The sequence below is a fragment of the Bacillus sp. B2-WWTP-C-10-Post-4 genome, from assembly GCF_009183805.1.
Classification (GTDB): domain Bacteria; phylum Bacillota; class Bacilli; order Bacillales; family Bacillaceae_G; genus Bacillus_A; species Bacillus_A cereus.
On sequence record NZ_WEII01000039.1, the window covers coordinates 14253 to 29618 of the forward strand.

Sequence of the window (15366 nt, forward strand, 5' to 3'; positions counted from 1 at the left end):
GATAGCTGAAAACAATTTGTCTTCAGCTATCTTTTTTTATTTTTGTATCTCTTTATAAAAAGAAAAGTCATTCATAGTTGGTTGTACTTAAGACTCTTATTTTTTATCAAGAGTCTTTTTATTTAATTTCGCTTCAGTTAATACTATGCATCTAAAAATCTTTATACATCTCGCTAACTATTTCAATTCTCTAAAGTTCGGATATACTTTATTTTATGAATGTATCGCACATCCACTTATAGAATTTTTCTTTCTCTTCAAATTGTGGATAATGAGCTGATTTCTCAAAAGTAATAAATTGTTTTTGATCTGCTTCTATCTTATCAAAATATGTTTTTGCTGCATGGAATGAAGTGTTATAGTCATATTTCCCCATAAGGCAATAAAACGGTAGCTTCATTTCAATCACCTTAGTAGGCAATGGATTTTTTTAATCCTTTTCTAATAAGACAGTTTGAGAATGTGATAATCCAACGTTATAACGAATTACGTCTAACAAGTTATATTCATTACAGAAAGATTTGAAAACATCTCGCATACACATTTTTATAAAAACACATGGAAAAGAGCCCTTGCTTTCAACACAAGGACTCTTTTCATAAACTATTTAGCTACCTCTTCTTTCGGCATTACCATACCTTTATAAAGTTGAACAGTTATCCAGTAATACATGAAATAAATGACTAAGAAGATTCCTATTGGCACCCACACTTTCACAAACGGGTCAACTAATATAAAGCTGAATAAGTTAAGCCCAACTAAAACGTGAGAAATGCCAATGATCGCTGGGAAGATAAATAAATACGAAATTTCTTTATATATACTTTTCGTTAACATACTACGTCTCACACCAATTTTTCGTAACATTTCATAACGGCGTACGTCGCGAGAAGCACCTGTTAATATTTTGAACATAAGGGAACTTGCCATCATTGCTAAAAAGGCAATTCCGAGGAAAAATCCCATAAACATTGTTCCGCTCATGAAGCTGTTCATAAACTGATAAATTGTCATTTTCGTAAATAAGTCTACCTTTTCACCTGTTTCTTTTTCAATTTGTGCTTTTTGTCTCTTGTCTATTTCGATCAATAACGGTTTATATTTTTTCATATCATCTACTTTTGCTAATGTTACAGTATGTTCTGTTCCTTGAATCCCTTTATAATGCTCTTCGTCTGCAATTCTTACTGGTTTTCCGCTAAATTGATTATGCGTAATTTGTATCTCTCTTACAACTGCGTCTTCCCAATCCTTTGGCATATGAGGGAATTTTGCTAATTCAGGAGCCTCTAAAGCTGAATATACAGGTTCAGTTAAAGGTTCAGTCACACGTTTGCGAACAGGCTCTTTTAAAGTTTTTGTATCAAAATGGTCTGAAACAAGTGGCGGTTTCGCAGTTAAGTCGTTACGTAAATAATAAACCGCTTCTCCATCTACTTTATATTTGTACTTGCTTTCTTCAACAATTTCCATTTCTTTTAAGGCAGCTTTGTCTTGATCATTCGGATCATGAATTACAACATCATATACACGAGAAAAGTCTGTCATAATACCTACATTTTTTTGGAACGCCATACCTGCCGTCATCGCACCTGCGCCTAATGCAATTAACATTGCTACAGTACCTAATACTCTCGATAAACTATTTACTCGAAAGCGCAGCTGTGCATATGTAAAACTATTTAGACCAGTTTCATTTCGTTTTTTATTCCCCTTAATTTTCATCACAAAAAACGGGAGTAATGAACTAAAGATAAAATATGTTCCAAGTGTTGTAACGATGGTTGCTATAATAAAACCTAATTCAGCATAAATTTTTACATTGATCATAAAATAGTACCCTGTACTTACTAGTAATACACCAAGTACTGTCATTATTATAATGCGAGTTTTACTTTTCTTCACTTCATCTAGTGTTTCATCTTCACGAATTAACTCTAATTCAGTTTTACGTAATAATCGGACACTGTTCATTAAGCCAGTAATGAAAAATAGTATTAAGAAGAAAATAGCTGTGACTAAAATTGCTGGTGTGTATACAGATGCATAACTACCTTTTGCTGAAATTTCCATTCCATTCATTAAAAAGTTTCCTGCTACACTTGCAAGTAACATCCCTACTAAAATACCGATAATAATACTGACAATCCCCATACCGAATGTTTCAATAAATAATAACTGTGCTACTTTTTTCTTTTTCGCACCAAGCATCATGTACATACCGAGTTCTTTTCTTCTTAACGTGAGTAAGAAAGAGTTGGCATATATAATATAAAATACAGTAATGAAAGATAATAGTATTGCACCTACCCAAAAGACGAGTCTAATACTACTAATTAGGCTATTATCTTTCGTAAATTCACTATTCATCGCCATCGTTTGGAACATGTAGAAAATACTAATACTAATAACGAGGCCAATAAGTAAAACCATATAATCTTTTAACATCTTTTTCATACTATGACGTGATAATTTAAATAACATAGTTTCGCCCCCTACTTAGACTCAGCAGCTGAGCCCATATGAGCGAGCACACCTAAAATGCCTTGATAGAAATTCTCTCTAGTGCCTTGACGATTTAATTCTTTATAAAGAAGACCATCTTGAATAAATAAAATACGCTCACAATAACTTGCACTAAATGCATCGTGTGTAACCATCAAAATACTTACATTATGATTTTCATGTAAATCTTGCATCGCTTCTAATAAACTTTTTGCGTTTTTACTATCAAGCGCACCTGTCGGTTCATCTGCTAATACAATTGCTGGATTATGTACTAAAGCTCTTGCCGCCGCTGTTCTTTGCTTTTGTCCTCCAGAAACAGCCGTCGGATATTTTGTTAAAATTTCGGTGATGCCTAATTTCTTCGCAACGTCATTTACCTTTCCAGTAATCTCACTTGACGGTACGCCTTGCAAAGAAAGTGGTAAAGCGATATTTTCATAAATTGATAAGTTTTCTAGAAGATTAAAATCTTGAAAAATGAAACCTAATTTTTGAGAGCGAAAATCAGATAACGCATTGCCCTTCATAGAAGTAATATTTGTACCAGCTATTGTCACACTACCACCTGTCGCTTGGTCAAGTGTACTTATCACATTAAGTAAAGTCGTTTTTCCAGAACCAGAAGGTCCCATGATCCCGACAAATTCTCCTTCTTTAATACTTAACGATACACCCCTTAATGCTTTTGACTGATTCTCATTTCTTTTCCCATACGTTTTTTCTACACTTTCTACAGTAACTACATTTGTTGACATCTCTTTCACTCCATCCCTTTTGTATAAAATTAATTTCTCACATATTTCTTATTATTTTGTCATGTAAATTCTTAAGAATTTTTTAATTATTCATTCAAGAAGAGTTACACCTGTAACATGAAACTTTTTCCTACTTCATATTCTCATTTTTCTACAACTCGTTCCCTCGATTTCGCTTACATTTACCTTACATTTTTGTAAGATAAAAAAGAAAACACACTAATTGCTAATAGTGTGTTTTCTTTACAATCAATATTTTCTATTCTTTATTTCCTCTTCAATACTAGCCGCAAATACATTTAAAGTAACCACTTCCGACTTCTCTTCCCCATATTTACGTACATTTACAGCTCCGTTCTCCATTTCCTTATCCCCAATAACAAGAATATAAGGAACTTTTTGCATTTGTGCTTCTCTTATTTTATATCCTAATTTTTCATCTCGCACATCTCGTTCGACACGAACACCAGCTTGTGCTAATTTATCCGCAACCTCATCTGCGTATTGTACATGAACTGCATTCGAAACTGGAATGACTTTCACCTGAACTGGTGCCACCCATGCCGGGAATGCACCTCCAAAGTGCTCAATTAATATTGCTAAGAAGCGATCTAATGACCCTAAAACTGCCCTGTGAATAACAACTGGTCTTTTCTTTTCATTATTTTCATCTATATAATTTAAATCAAATTTCTCTGGCATTTGGAAATCAAGCTGGATTGTTCCGCACTGGTGGCTTCTATTTAAAGCATCTTTAATATGAAAATCAATTTTCGGCCCGTAAAATGCACCGTCACCTTCATTTAGTCTATATTTATAATTTAGCGATTGTAATACATTTTCTAATGCCGCTTCTGCTTGCTCCCATAATTTATCATCACCCATTGAATCTTCTGGACGAGTAGAAAGCTCTACTTCATATTCGAATCCAAAAGTTTTATATACGTAATCAATTTGCGCCATTACTGATTTAATTTCATCTTCAATTTGTTTTGGAGTTACAAATAAATGTGCATCATCTTGGCAGAAAGTACGTACTCTTAATAATCCGTTTAACGCACCACTAAATTCATGACGATGTACTTGACCAAATTCACACATACGAATCGGTAATTCACGATAAGAATGCAATTTATTTTTAAACATAAGCATGTGCCCTGGGCAGTTCATCGGTTTTAATGCAAAACTTTTATTATCTACTTCAGAGAAATACATATTATCTTTATAATGTCCCCAGTGCCCTGATCTCTCCCATACTTCTTGGTTCATCATGAACGGAGTGCGTACTTCTTGATACTTATACTCTTTTTGAATTTCTCTTAAAAATGCTTCCAATTCGTTACGAATCATTTGTCCTTTCGGTAAATAAAACGGCATTCCCGGAGCCTCTTCAGAAAACATAAATAACTCAAGCTCACTGCCTAACTTACGATGATTTCTTTTTGCTGCTTCTTCAACGAAATGTAAATACTCTTCTAATTCTTTTTGAGAAGAGAATGCAACACCATATATGCGCTGAAGCACTTGGTTATTACTATCACCTCGCCAATATGCACCGGAAACGTGAGTTAATTGAAATGCTTTCAAATAACCTGTAGATGGTAAATGTGGTCCTCTACATAAATCTACAAATTCACCTTGTTTATATAGTGTTACACTTTCCCCACTAGGAATTGCTTCTAAAAGTTCTAATTTCAAGCGGTCGTTCATTTCTTGAAACAGTTTAGCTGCTTCTTCTCGAGAAACCTCAACTCGTTCTATCTTTATATTTTCATTTATGATCTTTTTCATTTCTTTTTCGATTTTTCGTAAATCTTCTATGTTTACACTACTTGGAAGATCCATATCATAATAAAATCCATTTTCAATAACAGGTCCTACTCCAAGATTTATATCACCATACAATCTTTTTACAGCTTGCGCTAAAATATGTGCCGCGGAGTGTCTTGCAATTTCTACCCCTTCATTTGAATCTATAGTAATGATTTCCACTTCCGCATTTTCTTCAATATTTCGGCGTAAATCATATAATCCATCATTTACTTTCCCCGCGACTGCTTTCTTTTTCAAACTACTGCTAATGGATCCAGCAATTTCTTCTAAAGTAACTCCATTTACAAATTCTTTAACGCTACCATCTGGAAATTTAATTTCAATCATTTGTTCTTTCATTTTTCATCTCTCCATTTCATAATAAAAAGCACACTCATCCCTAAAATAGGGACGAGCGTGCTTTTACCCGTGGTTCCACCCAGATTCCCATTGTAAATATACAATGGCTTCATTTACGGTAACGTCGTTTACACGGCACTAGATACTTCATTTCCCTAGTGCAGCTCTAAGGTGGTAAGTTTTTTTCTGCGTTAGGAAGTTCTCAGCTTTCCTTCCTTCTCTGTATAACCGGGTAAAATAACTCGTGTCCTTTTCTTCGCTTATTATGAAATTGAATGCAAAAAAGCATATTCATCCCTAAATATAGGGACGAATATGCTTATATCCGTGGTTCCACCCAGATTCCCATCACAAAAAAACATAATGGCTTCTTTTGCGATAACGTCGCATACACGGCACTAGATACTTCATTTCCCTAGTGCAGCTCTAAGGTGGTAAGTTATTTTTCTGCGTTAGGAAGTTCTCAGCTTTCCTTCCTTCTCTGTATAACCGGGTAAAATAACTCGTGTCCTTTTCTTTGCTTTTTGTAAAACATCCATTTATTGTTATTTAATATATCTTATTCATTTTATTTTTGCAAGTGTTTAAAAAAATTATTTATTTAATTTAAAAAAGCGAAACCAAATTTTTTTGGTTTCACTTCACAATTTTACCAATCTTGTGGTTCGTAATTTAAGTCTGCAAATAGACGTCTTTTCTCTTTCTTCGTTAAATCTCTCCACTGCCCAACTGGTAAATTATTCAATTCGATATTCATAATTCTCGTACGTTTTAACGTGTATACTTGATAACCTAAAGCTTCACACATACGGCGAATTTGGCGATTTAGCCCTTGTGTTAAAATAATTTGGAACTCATATTTTGATAACTGTGTAATCTCACAAGGAAGCGTTTTTGTCCCTAAAATTTTAACACCCGCTGCCATTTTCTCTAAGAAATCAGGTGTAATTGGCTTATCTACTGAAACGATATATTCTTTCTCATGTTTGTTTTCAGCACGTAAAATCTCATTAACAATATCGCCATCATTCGTTAACAAAATTAAACCGTCAGAGTCTTTATCAAGACGTCCAATGTGGCTAATTCGTAAAGGATGATTCACTAAATCAATAATATTACCTTTTACTGATTTTTCACTCGTACATGTAATACCTACTGGTTTATTTAAAGCGATATATACGTGATCTCGAGCAATTCGAAGCTGCTCTCCATTTACTCGTACATCATCCCCTGGGTTCACTTGGTCACCAATTTTTGCAACCTTACCGTTAATAATTACTCTTCTCTCATTAATTAGTTTATCCGCTCCACGTCGAGACGCTTTTCCAGCTTCACTAATAAATTTATTGATACGCAAATTAGGCACATCCTTTTCTAAAAAAAATTTCAAGCTCACACTGCTTCTACCGTACAATACAAAAGGGTAAGCCTCCTATTATAACTTAAATATATTAACATGAAAGGGTATATAACGTCTTCTATTAATTACTTGTTTATAAGAAAATATCTTTATTATACATTCATTTATGCACTTTTTCAGCGTTTAATATACAAGCCATTCTTCCTTACATACAGCTTGTTTTCCTTTTATCTCTTCTATCTCTTCATGAATATTAGCTAATTTATATAAATCTGTGAAAATCTCTTCCACATAATGTTGATGTGTCTTTTCATCTTTCCAATACGTTAACACTATGTAACGATTTTCATTTTTTAAAGACTTCCCAACTACTCCACCTAACATTCCTTTTGCTTTTTCCATTCCTTTATTCCAAATTGTTTCTTGCTTATGTAAAAAATGATTTTCCTTTTCCATCTTTACATCACATATAGCAACTCTTACGAATGATCCTTCTGTAACAACGTCTTTCAAATGCGTATCAGTTATATCATACAACGTTTGAAATAATTCAATTTCACATGCAAGAAACGTATCCTCTTGATTACTATTTAAATAAATTGTATCGTGAGCATCATTCATAAATGATTGATATGTACTTCTATCTTCCCATAAAGTAAATACACATGCCTCATCTTCATACCATCCACCAAATTGTCCATGAAAACCGTCTAGGTGCCGTATATCACGCCATTTTCCTTGCGCATTTGAAAACAATTCCTTTTTCTCTTCTTCCACCTTACAGTAGATTGTTTTTAGTAGCATTTTTAATTCCCCCTTTAGCATATAATTTATCTTCTTCTCACAATAATTAGTTCACATAATATTTTTATAATCATCCTAATACTTTTTATAGACATATAGAACTAATCATATTTATCACTACATCTATCAAAACATCTATCGAATTTAATTTCAAATGATTCAGAATAAAAAAAGATGTAACTCTTAATGAATTACATCTTTAGCTAATCTCCCTTATTCATCTTTTTCTCAAATACATAATACGTAATTTCTCCCGGATAATGTACTACTGCTACCTTCCGCTCCCCTTTTTTAAAACTAACAGTATGCCCGTTTTCCCCTAAGTTCTCCCATCCACTCGCCTTTGTAATTTGCATTACACTTATATATTGATAGTCCTCTTCCTTATCATCGTTAATATGGATTGCTGACATTGGCACTGGAAAATCTTTAATTTTAGATTCTTTATTCATAAATATGAATGCAATTAAACCAACTAATAACATAACCATTGAAATACTTGAAACTAGTTTTCTTCTATTCATTTTCACTAAAAACCCTCTTTTCTCACATATAACTTTCATCATTTTACTAACTTTAATTATTTATGTATAGAAAAGATATATTTTAAATCATTTCTAACCTATTTTCTCTACTTAAAACAACATTATTGTTATATATTATAATTATAAGTTTTTAAATTTTGGAGGCGTTACATATTGCAGAAATTACTTTTTACTAAATGGACAGTTGTTATTTCTATTTTCATCATTTTCGGTACGATTTTCTATGTTACTAATGTTAAAAATAACAACGAAAAAGCAACTGTAGAAACAGCGGATACAAAAACTTTCAAAACTAAATTACAACCTAAAATTAATGAATTGACTACTCATTATAATGACATCATCGAAAAAGATTGGTTACCTGCCTGGGAAGAGATTAACACGAATGGAGATTCAGTAAATCGAAATAAACTATTAGTTACAATGAGTGCTGTTTCCAAGCAGTACGAAACAATTATGAACAAAATAGACACGCTTAAAATTGAAGAAAATATAGCAGATATAGATATACAAAAACAACTAATTCAATTCACAACTCAGTTTAAATCCGCATCAAATTTCATGAAAAATGCAGCAAATTTAATTATAGACGGAGCAAATAACTCTACTCCAACCGATGAAACTATTGAAAAAACAAAACAAGCTTTAGGACTTGCGGATCAACATATTGTCATCGCTTTATCTACTTTAAATGAAGTTGAAGATAAATTAGGACTTACAAAAAAATAAAACTATTTACTATTTTAAAATAAAAAATGATTGCAATTCACAATTTGTATGTCTATAATGTTTTTATTGATTTACAATCAATGTGTTTATAAATTTTATAATTCGGATGAACCATTCAGGAGAAGGTCTATTGATCTACCGACGGGGCAAAAAGTTGTTATACCAGCTTTGAAACTCTCAGGTCTTGGTTACAAGTAGAACTGCATGGGGACGAATCTCTGGAGAGACTCCCTCTCGCTTTCATAGAGCGCGGAGGAAAACGAGCACCGAAGGAGCAAATCCGCTAATATAGCGGATAATCTCTCAGGTAAAAGGACAGAGACAAGCGAAAGAAAATGCCGATTTGTATCGGTTTATTTTTCTATCCCTTGTTTCTCCAGAGACCATTTCATTTACTTGAAGTGGTTTTTATTTTTTCTAAATAAAGGAGAATAAAGATGGAGACAGTAAGTAAAGTATTAGAACAAATGAATCAATACGTGTGGGGATTACCAACTTTGTTGCTACTCGTTGGAACAGGTATCATTCTCACAGTGCGTTTAAAAGGTTTACAGTTTAGTAAACTATTATACGCTCACAAACTAGCATTTAAAAAATCAGAAGATACCTCTTCTTCTGGAGATATTAGTCACTTCCAAGCACTTATGACAGCTATGGCCGCAACGATTGGTATGGGAAATATAGCCGGTGTTGCAACAGCTGTTACAATTGGCGGTCCTGGTGCAATATTTTGGATGTGGATTACCGCTTTATTCGGTATGGCAACAAAGTATGCCGAGGCAATACTTGCAGTGAAATACCGTGTTAGTAATGAAAATGGTGAATATTCAGGTGGACCAATGTATTATTTAGAGCGTGGTTTAGGTAAGAAATGGCTGGCAGTATTTTTCGCTATATTCGGCACAACTGCTTCTTTCGGTATTGGTAATATGGTGCAATCTAACTCAGTTGCAGAGGCAATGCGAATTAATTTCTCTTTCCCTCCTGCTTTAACTGGTATAGTAATGTCATTTTTAATCGCAATTGTTATTTTAGGCGGTGTAAAAAAAATTGGGAAAGTGACGGGATATGTCGTTCCTATTAAAGCTTTCTTTTATATAATTGCTGGTCTTATAATTATTTTCTATCACTACGACCAAATTCCAGAAGCATTTTTACTTATTTTTTCTGGTGCATTTAATGGTACAGCAGCTGCTGGTGGTTTTATTGGGGCAACAGTTGCATCAGCTATCCAAATCGGAATGGCGCGTGGTGTATTTGCGAACGAAGCTGGTTTAGGAAGTGCACCTATTGCCGCGGCGGCTGCAAAAACTGATTCGCCTGCAAAACAAGCTTTAGTTTCAATGACTGGTACTTTTCTAGATACGTTTATTGTATGTACAATTACAGGACTAGTATTAATTACTACAGGTGCTTGGAAATCTGGTAAAACTGGCGTTGAAGCTACAACACTTGCATTTCAATCTGTATTTGGTACTGCTGGTAGTATGATTCTCGGTATCGCAATTATTTTATTTGCCTACTCTACTATTTTAGGCTGGTCGTATTATGGAGAAAAATGTGTAGCTTATTTATTCGGAGAAAGTGCAGTTAAATATTATAAAGCAATCTTTATTGTTATGATTGCAATTGGTGCTAATTTAAAGCTAGGAATCGTATGGACATTTGCTGATATTGCAAATGGACTTATGGCAATTCCAAACTTGATTGGTCTAATTGGATTAAGTAGTATTGTTGTTGCTGAAACGAATCGCTTTTTACAAGCAGAGAAATTGAAAGAAAATAATAAAAACCAGGCAAGTTAATCTATGAAAAAGGAATGACTCATACATGATGAGCGTTCCTTTTTTCATCCCCTCTTTTACTTAATTACTATCATTAAAAATATATTTATATCAATATTTACTCCTTTTTATTCCTCCAAAAGTTTTTTACATAAATGTCATAAATCGTATGGTCTAACTATATAGTTGAAAAGGAATGTGACATTAAAGTGTCACTGAAAAACTCATCCAAGAAAAGGGAGGAAAAATCTTTTGAAAAACAAAATCATCGTTTTCCTATCTGTTTTGTCATTTATTATTGGTGGTTTCTTCTTTAACACGAATACTTCAAGCGCTGAAACATCATCTACTGATTACGTTCCTAACCAATTAATCGTTAAGTTCAAACAAAATGCATCTTTAAGTAATGTGCAATCTTTTCATAAATCTGTCGGAGCTAATGTCTTATCTAAAGATGATAAGTTAGGTTTTGAAGTCGTACAATTTTCAAAAGGTACTGTAAAAGAAAAAATAAAGAGCTATAAAAATAATCCAGATGTGGAATATGCAGAACCGAATTATTACGTTCACGCCTTTTGGACTCCAAACGACCCATATTTTAATAATCAATACGGGTTACAAAAGATTCAAGCTCCACAAGCTTGGGATAGCCAACGAAGTGATCCTGGTGTAAAAGTAGCTATTATTGATACAGGAGTTCAAGGCTCACACCCTGATCTGGCTTCGAAAGTAATTTACGGGCATGATTATGTTGATAACGACAATACATCTGATGATGGTAATGGTCATGGTACACATTGCGCTGGAATTACTGGAGCACTTACGAATAACAGCGTCGGAATTGCTGGTGTTGCCCCACAGACTTCAATTTATGCTGTCCGCGTATTAGATAATCAAGGAAGTGGTACTCTTGATGCTGTAGCGCAAGGTATTCGAGAAGCTGCTGATTCGGGTGCAAAAGTAATTAGTTTAAGTTTAGGAGCTCCAAATGGTGGTACTGCATTACAACAAGCCGTTCAATATGCATGGAATAAAGGCTCTGTTATAGTTGCAGCTGCTGGAAATGCTGGAAATACAAAAGCTAATTACCCTGCTTATTACAGCGAAGTAATTGCAGTTGCTTCTACAGATCAATCAGATAGAAAATCTTCATTCTCTACTTATGGTAGCTGGGTAGATGTTGCAGCACCAGGTTCAAATATATATTCAACATATAAAGGAAGCACGTATCAATCATTAAGTGGTACATCTATGGCAACACCTCATGTTGCAGGAGTCGCAGCTCTTTTAGCAAATCAAGGATATAGCAATACACAAATCCGCCAAATTATTGAGTCTACTACTGATAAAATTAGTGGTACAGGTACGTACTGGAAAAACGGTAGAGTCAATGCATATAAGGCTGTACAATACGCTAAGCAATTACAAGAAAATAAAGCTTCTTAAGAAAACTTTAATCAGTCGATCTACCATGAATGCAGAATAAAATAGAAGGAGAGACTTCTATAATTAAAGCCTCTCCTTCTTACAAACTATATTACTCTCCCTGCTTTTTAACCATATGTAAATACAGTACAAAATCCATCATTGTCGATGAATGACCAAGTTGACGGATCATCGCTGTTATATTTCCTCTATGGTATGTACCATGATTTACGACATGTTGCACTAATTCTAAAATCGAAGTTTCTAATTTCCCTACGTATGGATTCTCAATAACAAATACAGCATTCACATCTTGTATTGTAATTAAAAACTCTTTATATTGATTTGCCATGTTTTCAAACATTTTTTCTAATTCATGTAACGATTTAGTTTCAATTTGTTTTCGTAAATCTTCTCGGTCTTGTATTGCTTCATTCATACTTTTACCATGCAATATATGTAACCACACTTGGTCTGTAATATAAATATGCACAAAAGTATCCTTAATGGATGGGAATACACTCTGTATCTGCTCATTAAAAATTGTCTCATAGTTTGGTAACTCTTTTAATCGATTGAATAATCTAGTATTAGCCCAAGCATGGTAATCACACTGTTTTAATATATAATCTTTCAATTTATATTACCTCCTTATTGTATGAAACGAATGGTTTGTTTCTTCATTTCTGATTCTCTATCAGCCTTTGCAATCCCTTTTTCTTTCATTTCATGCTTATTTATCGTTTTATATTTTACATACGTATAAAATTCCGTTTGAAATGGAAATGGTGTAATCCGAATTGTTTCCTCGTCCACCCATTCAGCTTGAATAAGTTTCTCCTCTTTACTATTAAACATTTCTGTTCCTTCAAAACCATCTTTAAATAAATCAATTTCATCTTTCTTTTTGACACCAGGCTTATTCATACATACGTATAAAGAAAGTTCATCACAAAACTTTAATAATCTATAATGCTTATCGAACATCGCAAACTGTTCCTTTGTTAACGTTTTCAAAATTCTTTTTTGTCGTTCTAACTCATGTTTATAAAATGACATCATCTCTCCATCTTCCTCGTTTAGTGGAAATGATAAAAAATGTTTACTACAAAGCAATGCCCCGTATGGATTAGAATTTTCAATTTCATTCAAACCAATCGTATAAAAAACAAAACGTAATGGGCTTGGACAATCCATAAATGTATATGGAATATTTTTAGCATCATTCAAAATTGGTACTTTATCAAGCTCTATCCATCCTCTGTCATGCTCATATATTGCATCAACTGTTTCTTTTAAATATGTTTTATCTTCAAAAAAGTCTTCTTTTATATGCTTTGCAATCTCTCCAGCTAAAAAACCATGATCATGTTGACGAATTAAAATACTTTCCTTCTCATTTTTTTCACGAAAAATCATTCGTATACTCCCCCTCATCCTCATATTAAAGCTTTTTATATGCATCGATTCTTAATTAATCCCTAAATAATAGAAGGGATTCAGTCTCTTGCAACGAAATTAACATAATTATATAGTATTCTTTCTAATCATAGTGATAGCTTTATCTTTACTATCTATTATACTAAAACATTCATTCCAAAAATTTTTTTATGAGGTGAAAACATGAACAAAACAGAATTAATTAAAAACGTAGCTCAATCAGCTGATATTTCTCAAAAGGACGCTTCTGCAGCTGTACAATCCGTATTTGACACAATTGCTAATGCATTACAATCTGGAGATAAAGTTCAACTAATCGGGTTTGGAACTTTTGAAGTACGCGAAAGATCTGCTCGTACAGGACGTAATCCGCAAACTGGCGAAGAAATTCAAATCGCCGCTGGTAAAGTTCCTGCATTTAAAGCGGGTAAAGAATTAAAAGAAGCTGTTAAATAAAAACAAGAAACCAGCCTATAAAATGGCTGGTTTCTTGTTTTTATTTAAGCAATTGCTTTATATTCTCTGCATGATACACTTCACAAATATAAAATACACATTTGCAGTTACTTACAATTTGATACTTTCTAGTTGGATACACATTCGCTGTAACAGAACATCCATCAAACAATTCAATAATATTTCCAGATGGCTGATATCCTTCATATAATACGTTTCTTCTTACTTCCATCTTTTCTATGAGTTTTTCAACAGGAATATTTCCACTCTCTAATTCACTCTTTATTGCGTCCGGTAAAAACGAAGTGTCTGCAAAAATTAGATTTTCAGATAACACCTTTCCTTTATAACTAACATTAGATACACGGTAAAGAAATGTTCCATCTTTATCAAAGAAATTCTTTGCTTCTTTCGGAATGTACTGTCTACCAAGTGCCTCTTGTTCAAGAACATCAAACTGAACTGTATCATTTAAAAGCTTTTCTAAAGCATGAATGGATGATGTATCTCCAGAAAATAAAATATTTTTAATTGCTTGTACATTATAAGTGAATTCATTCTTTCTATTTTCCGCTACTAACATGAGGAACACCTCTTCTGTAATTTTTTTATTTAAGATTTAAAAGTGCTACCGCGTCTAATTGCGTAATTTCAGTCACTTCCTTACTGAATATTGCAACAGAAGCCCTATAATCTAAACTAGGCCTTACATCTTCCATCATTGTATTACTTGCTAACTCTTGTCTATCCTTAAAAACCAACAAGTTTGGAGGATCATTTGGAGCTGATACTGTAATATGTACTGGTGGAATCATTAGTCCTTCACCTGTCGCTTTCAGCACCGCTTCTTTTCGAGTCCAATATGTTAAAAAACCTTCTATTTTCTGTTCATTTGGCAGTTTCATAACTTGCGCTATTTCAATGTCTGTTAATACACCTTCTGCCATTTTCATAACATCTATACTTGGATTCATTTGTTCTACATCTATGCCAACAGGTGCAGATTTTGTAAATGCAACGACAACCCACTCACCTGAATGCGAAACGGATAATTGCGGCATACCTTCTGGTAATTGTGGTCTTCCATGCTGCAATTTACATACTGAGCACATTCGATCAATTGGTACTTGGACTGGTGACATAGAAAGTATCTTGCCGAGAACTAATCTACTTATTACGCAACCTATTATAAAACGAGCTCGATCTGCCGAATGATAATACGAATTTGCTTTCTCTCGCTCTATATCATTTAGTAAATTGTAATGCCATGATTGTAAATCCGAAATTCTTGCCCACCATATTTGACAATCATTCTCATTCAAAGTTGGAATAGAATCTACAACTTTACTTTCTATCATGTAAACTCTCCTTTATTCAACGAATATCAA

The 15366-nt window shown here is 33.5% G+C and carries 14 protein-coding genes, 1 pseudogene, 1 riboswitch and 2 other annotated features; of the genes and pseudogenes, 4 read left to right on the plus strand and 11 right to left on the minus strand.

The features are described from left to right. Nucleotides 1–208: 208 nt before the first annotated feature. From GBN78_RS30635 to GBN78_RS16415, 7 genes and pseudogenes are all read right to left on the minus strand, one after another. Nucleotides 209–511: pseudogene (locus tag GBN78_RS30635) on the minus strand (hypothetical protein); the annotation flags it as partial. 92 nt (nt 512–603) lie between these two features. Then, on the minus strand, nt 604–2484 hold the full coding sequence (locus GBN78_RS16390) for an FtsX-like permease family protein (RefSeq protein WP_152127523.1): 1881 nt from the start codon (nt 2482–2484) through the stop codon (nt 604–606). 11 nt (nt 2485–2495) lie between these two features. Beyond that, entirely contained in the window at nt 2496–3263 is a 768-nt protein-coding gene (locus GBN78_RS16395; protein WP_000106427.1) for an ABC transporter ATP-binding protein, read from the minus strand. 249 nt (nt 3264–3512) lie between these two features. After that, nucleotides 3513–5435, minus strand: coding sequence for a threonine--tRNA ligase (thrS, locus tag GBN78_RS16400; protein WP_000663095.1), 1923 nt, complete (start codon nt 5433–5435; stop codon nt 3513–3515). Nucleotides 5436–5479: 44 nt separating this feature from the next. Further along, nucleotides 5480–5701, minus strand: a binding site (T-box leader). 36 nt (nt 5702–5737) lie between these two features. Further along, nucleotides 5738–5962 (minus strand) — a binding site (T-box leader). A gap of 122 nt (nt 5963–6084) precedes the next feature. Beyond that, nucleotides 6085–6792, minus strand: coding sequence for a 23S rRNA pseudouridine(2604) synthase RluF (gene rluF / locus GBN78_RS16405; RefSeq protein WP_001222170.1), 708 nt, complete (start codon nt 6790–6792; stop codon nt 6085–6087). 186 nt (nt 6793–6978) lie between these two features. Beyond that, nucleotides 6979–7599, minus strand: coding sequence for a YdbC family protein (locus GBN78_RS16410; RefSeq protein ID WP_000925167.1), 621 nt, complete (start codon nt 7597–7599; stop codon nt 6979–6981). Between the two features lie 203 nt (nt 7600–7802). Then, nucleotides 7803–8165: a hypothetical protein gene (locus GBN78_RS16415; protein WP_050544205.1), complete on the minus strand. Its 363-nt coding sequence runs from the start codon at nt 8163–8165 to the stop codon at nt 7803–7805. Nucleotides 8166–8297: 132 nt separating this feature from the next. Here GBN78_RS16415 and GBN78_RS16420 point away from each other — a divergent pair, with 132 nt between their 5' ends. The 3 genes from GBN78_RS16420 (at nt 8298) to GBN78_RS16430 (ending at nt 12103) form a co-directional block, all read left to right on the plus strand. After that, nucleotides 8298–8873, plus strand: a complete 576-nt coding sequence (locus tag GBN78_RS16420; protein WP_152127524.1) for a hypothetical protein — start codon at nt 8298–8300, stop codon at nt 8871–8873. Nucleotides 8874–9081: 208 nt separating this feature from the next. Next, nucleotides 9082–9202: riboswitch (glycine riboswitch) on the plus strand. A gap of 108 nt (nt 9203–9310) precedes the next feature. Next, nucleotides 9311–10678 (plus strand): alanine/glycine:cation symporter family protein, encoded by a 1368-nt coding sequence (locus GBN78_RS16425; RefSeq protein ID WP_152127525.1) that lies wholly within the window; start codon nt 9311–9313, stop codon nt 10676–10678. A 231-nt stretch (nt 10679–10909) separates the two neighbouring features. Further along, nucleotides 10910–12103 carry a S8 family peptidase gene (locus GBN78_RS16430; protein WP_000790937.1) on the plus strand — a complete coding sequence of 398 codons (1194 nt, stop codon included), beginning with the start codon at nt 10910–10912 and terminating at the stop codon, nt 12101–12103. A 91-nt stretch (nt 12104–12194) separates the two neighbouring features. Here GBN78_RS16430 and GBN78_RS16435 read toward each other — a convergent pair whose 3' ends face one another. After that, the gene (locus tag GBN78_RS16435; RefSeq protein WP_000656270.1) at nt 12195–12719 is read right to left on the minus strand and encodes a DinB family protein; all 525 of its coding nucleotides are present in this window, start codon (nt 12717–12719) and stop codon (nt 12195–12197) included. Nucleotides 12720–12733: 14 nt separating this feature from the next. Further along, nucleotides 12734–13501, minus strand: coding sequence for a DUF3891 family protein (locus tag GBN78_RS16440; protein ID WP_000577285.1), 768 nt, complete (start codon nt 13499–13501; stop codon nt 12734–12736). A gap of 204 nt (nt 13502–13705) precedes the next feature. Here GBN78_RS16440 and GBN78_RS16445 point away from each other — a divergent pair, with 204 nt between their 5' ends. Further along, the gene (locus GBN78_RS16445; RefSeq protein ID WP_001043905.1) at nt 13706–13978 is read left to right on the plus strand and encodes an HU family DNA-binding protein; all 273 of its coding nucleotides are present in this window, start codon (nt 13706–13708) and stop codon (nt 13976–13978) included. 40 nt (nt 13979–14018) lie between these two features. On the opposite strand, the gene GBN78_RS16450 is transcribed toward GBN78_RS16445, so the two are convergent. After that, nucleotides 14019–14561 carry a hypothetical protein gene (locus tag GBN78_RS16450; protein ID WP_000959126.1) on the minus strand — a complete coding sequence of 181 codons (543 nt, stop codon included), beginning with the start codon at nt 14559–14561 and terminating at the stop codon, nt 14019–14021. A gap of 25 nt (nt 14562–14586) precedes the next feature. After that, nucleotides 14587–15336 (minus strand): 4'-phosphopantetheinyl transferase Sfp, encoded by a 750-nt coding sequence (gene sfp / locus GBN78_RS16455; protein WP_152127526.1) that lies wholly within the window; start codon nt 15334–15336, stop codon nt 14587–14589. Nucleotides 15337–15366 lie beyond the last annotated feature (30 nt).

Bases quoted from the DNA above. Each gene is read 5' to 3' on its own strand.
- GBN78_RS16395 (WP_000106427.1), bottom strand. From the start codon at position 3,263: ATGTCAACAAATGTAGTTACTGTAGAAAGTGTAGAAAAAACGTATGGG.
- GBN78_RS16425 (WP_152127525.1), top strand. From the start codon at position 9,311: ATGGAGACAGTAAGTAAAGTATTAGAACAAATGAATCAATACGTGTGG.
- GBN78_RS16450 (WP_000959126.1), bottom strand. From the start codon at position 14,561: ATGTTAGTAGCGGAAAATAGAAAGAATGAATTCACTTATAATGTACAA.
- GBN78_RS16440 (WP_000577285.1), bottom strand. From the start codon at position 13,501: ATGATTTTTCGTGAAAAAAATGAGAAGGAAAGTATTTTAATTCGTCAA.
- thrS (WP_000663095.1), bottom strand. From the start codon at position 5,435: ATGAAAGAACAAATGATTGAAATTAAATTTCCAGATGGTAGCGTTAAA.
- sfp (WP_152127526.1), bottom strand. From the start codon at position 15,336: ATGATAGAAAGTAAAGTTGTAGATTCTATTCCAACTTTGAATGAGAAT.
- GBN78_RS16445 (WP_001043905.1), top strand. From the start codon at position 13,706: ATGAACAAAACAGAATTAATTAAAAACGTAGCTCAATCAGCTGATATT.
- GBN78_RS16390 (WP_152127523.1), bottom strand. From the start codon at position 2,484: ATGTTATTTAAATTATCACGTCATAGTATGAAAAAGATGTTAAAAGAT.
- GBN78_RS16410 (WP_000925167.1), bottom strand. From the start codon at position 7,599: ATGCTACTAAAAACAATCTACTGTAAGGTGGAAGAAGAGAAAAAGGAA.
- GBN78_RS16415 (WP_050544205.1), bottom strand. From the start codon at position 8,165: ATGATGAAAGTTATATGTGAGAAAAGAGGGTTTTTAGTGAAAATGAAT.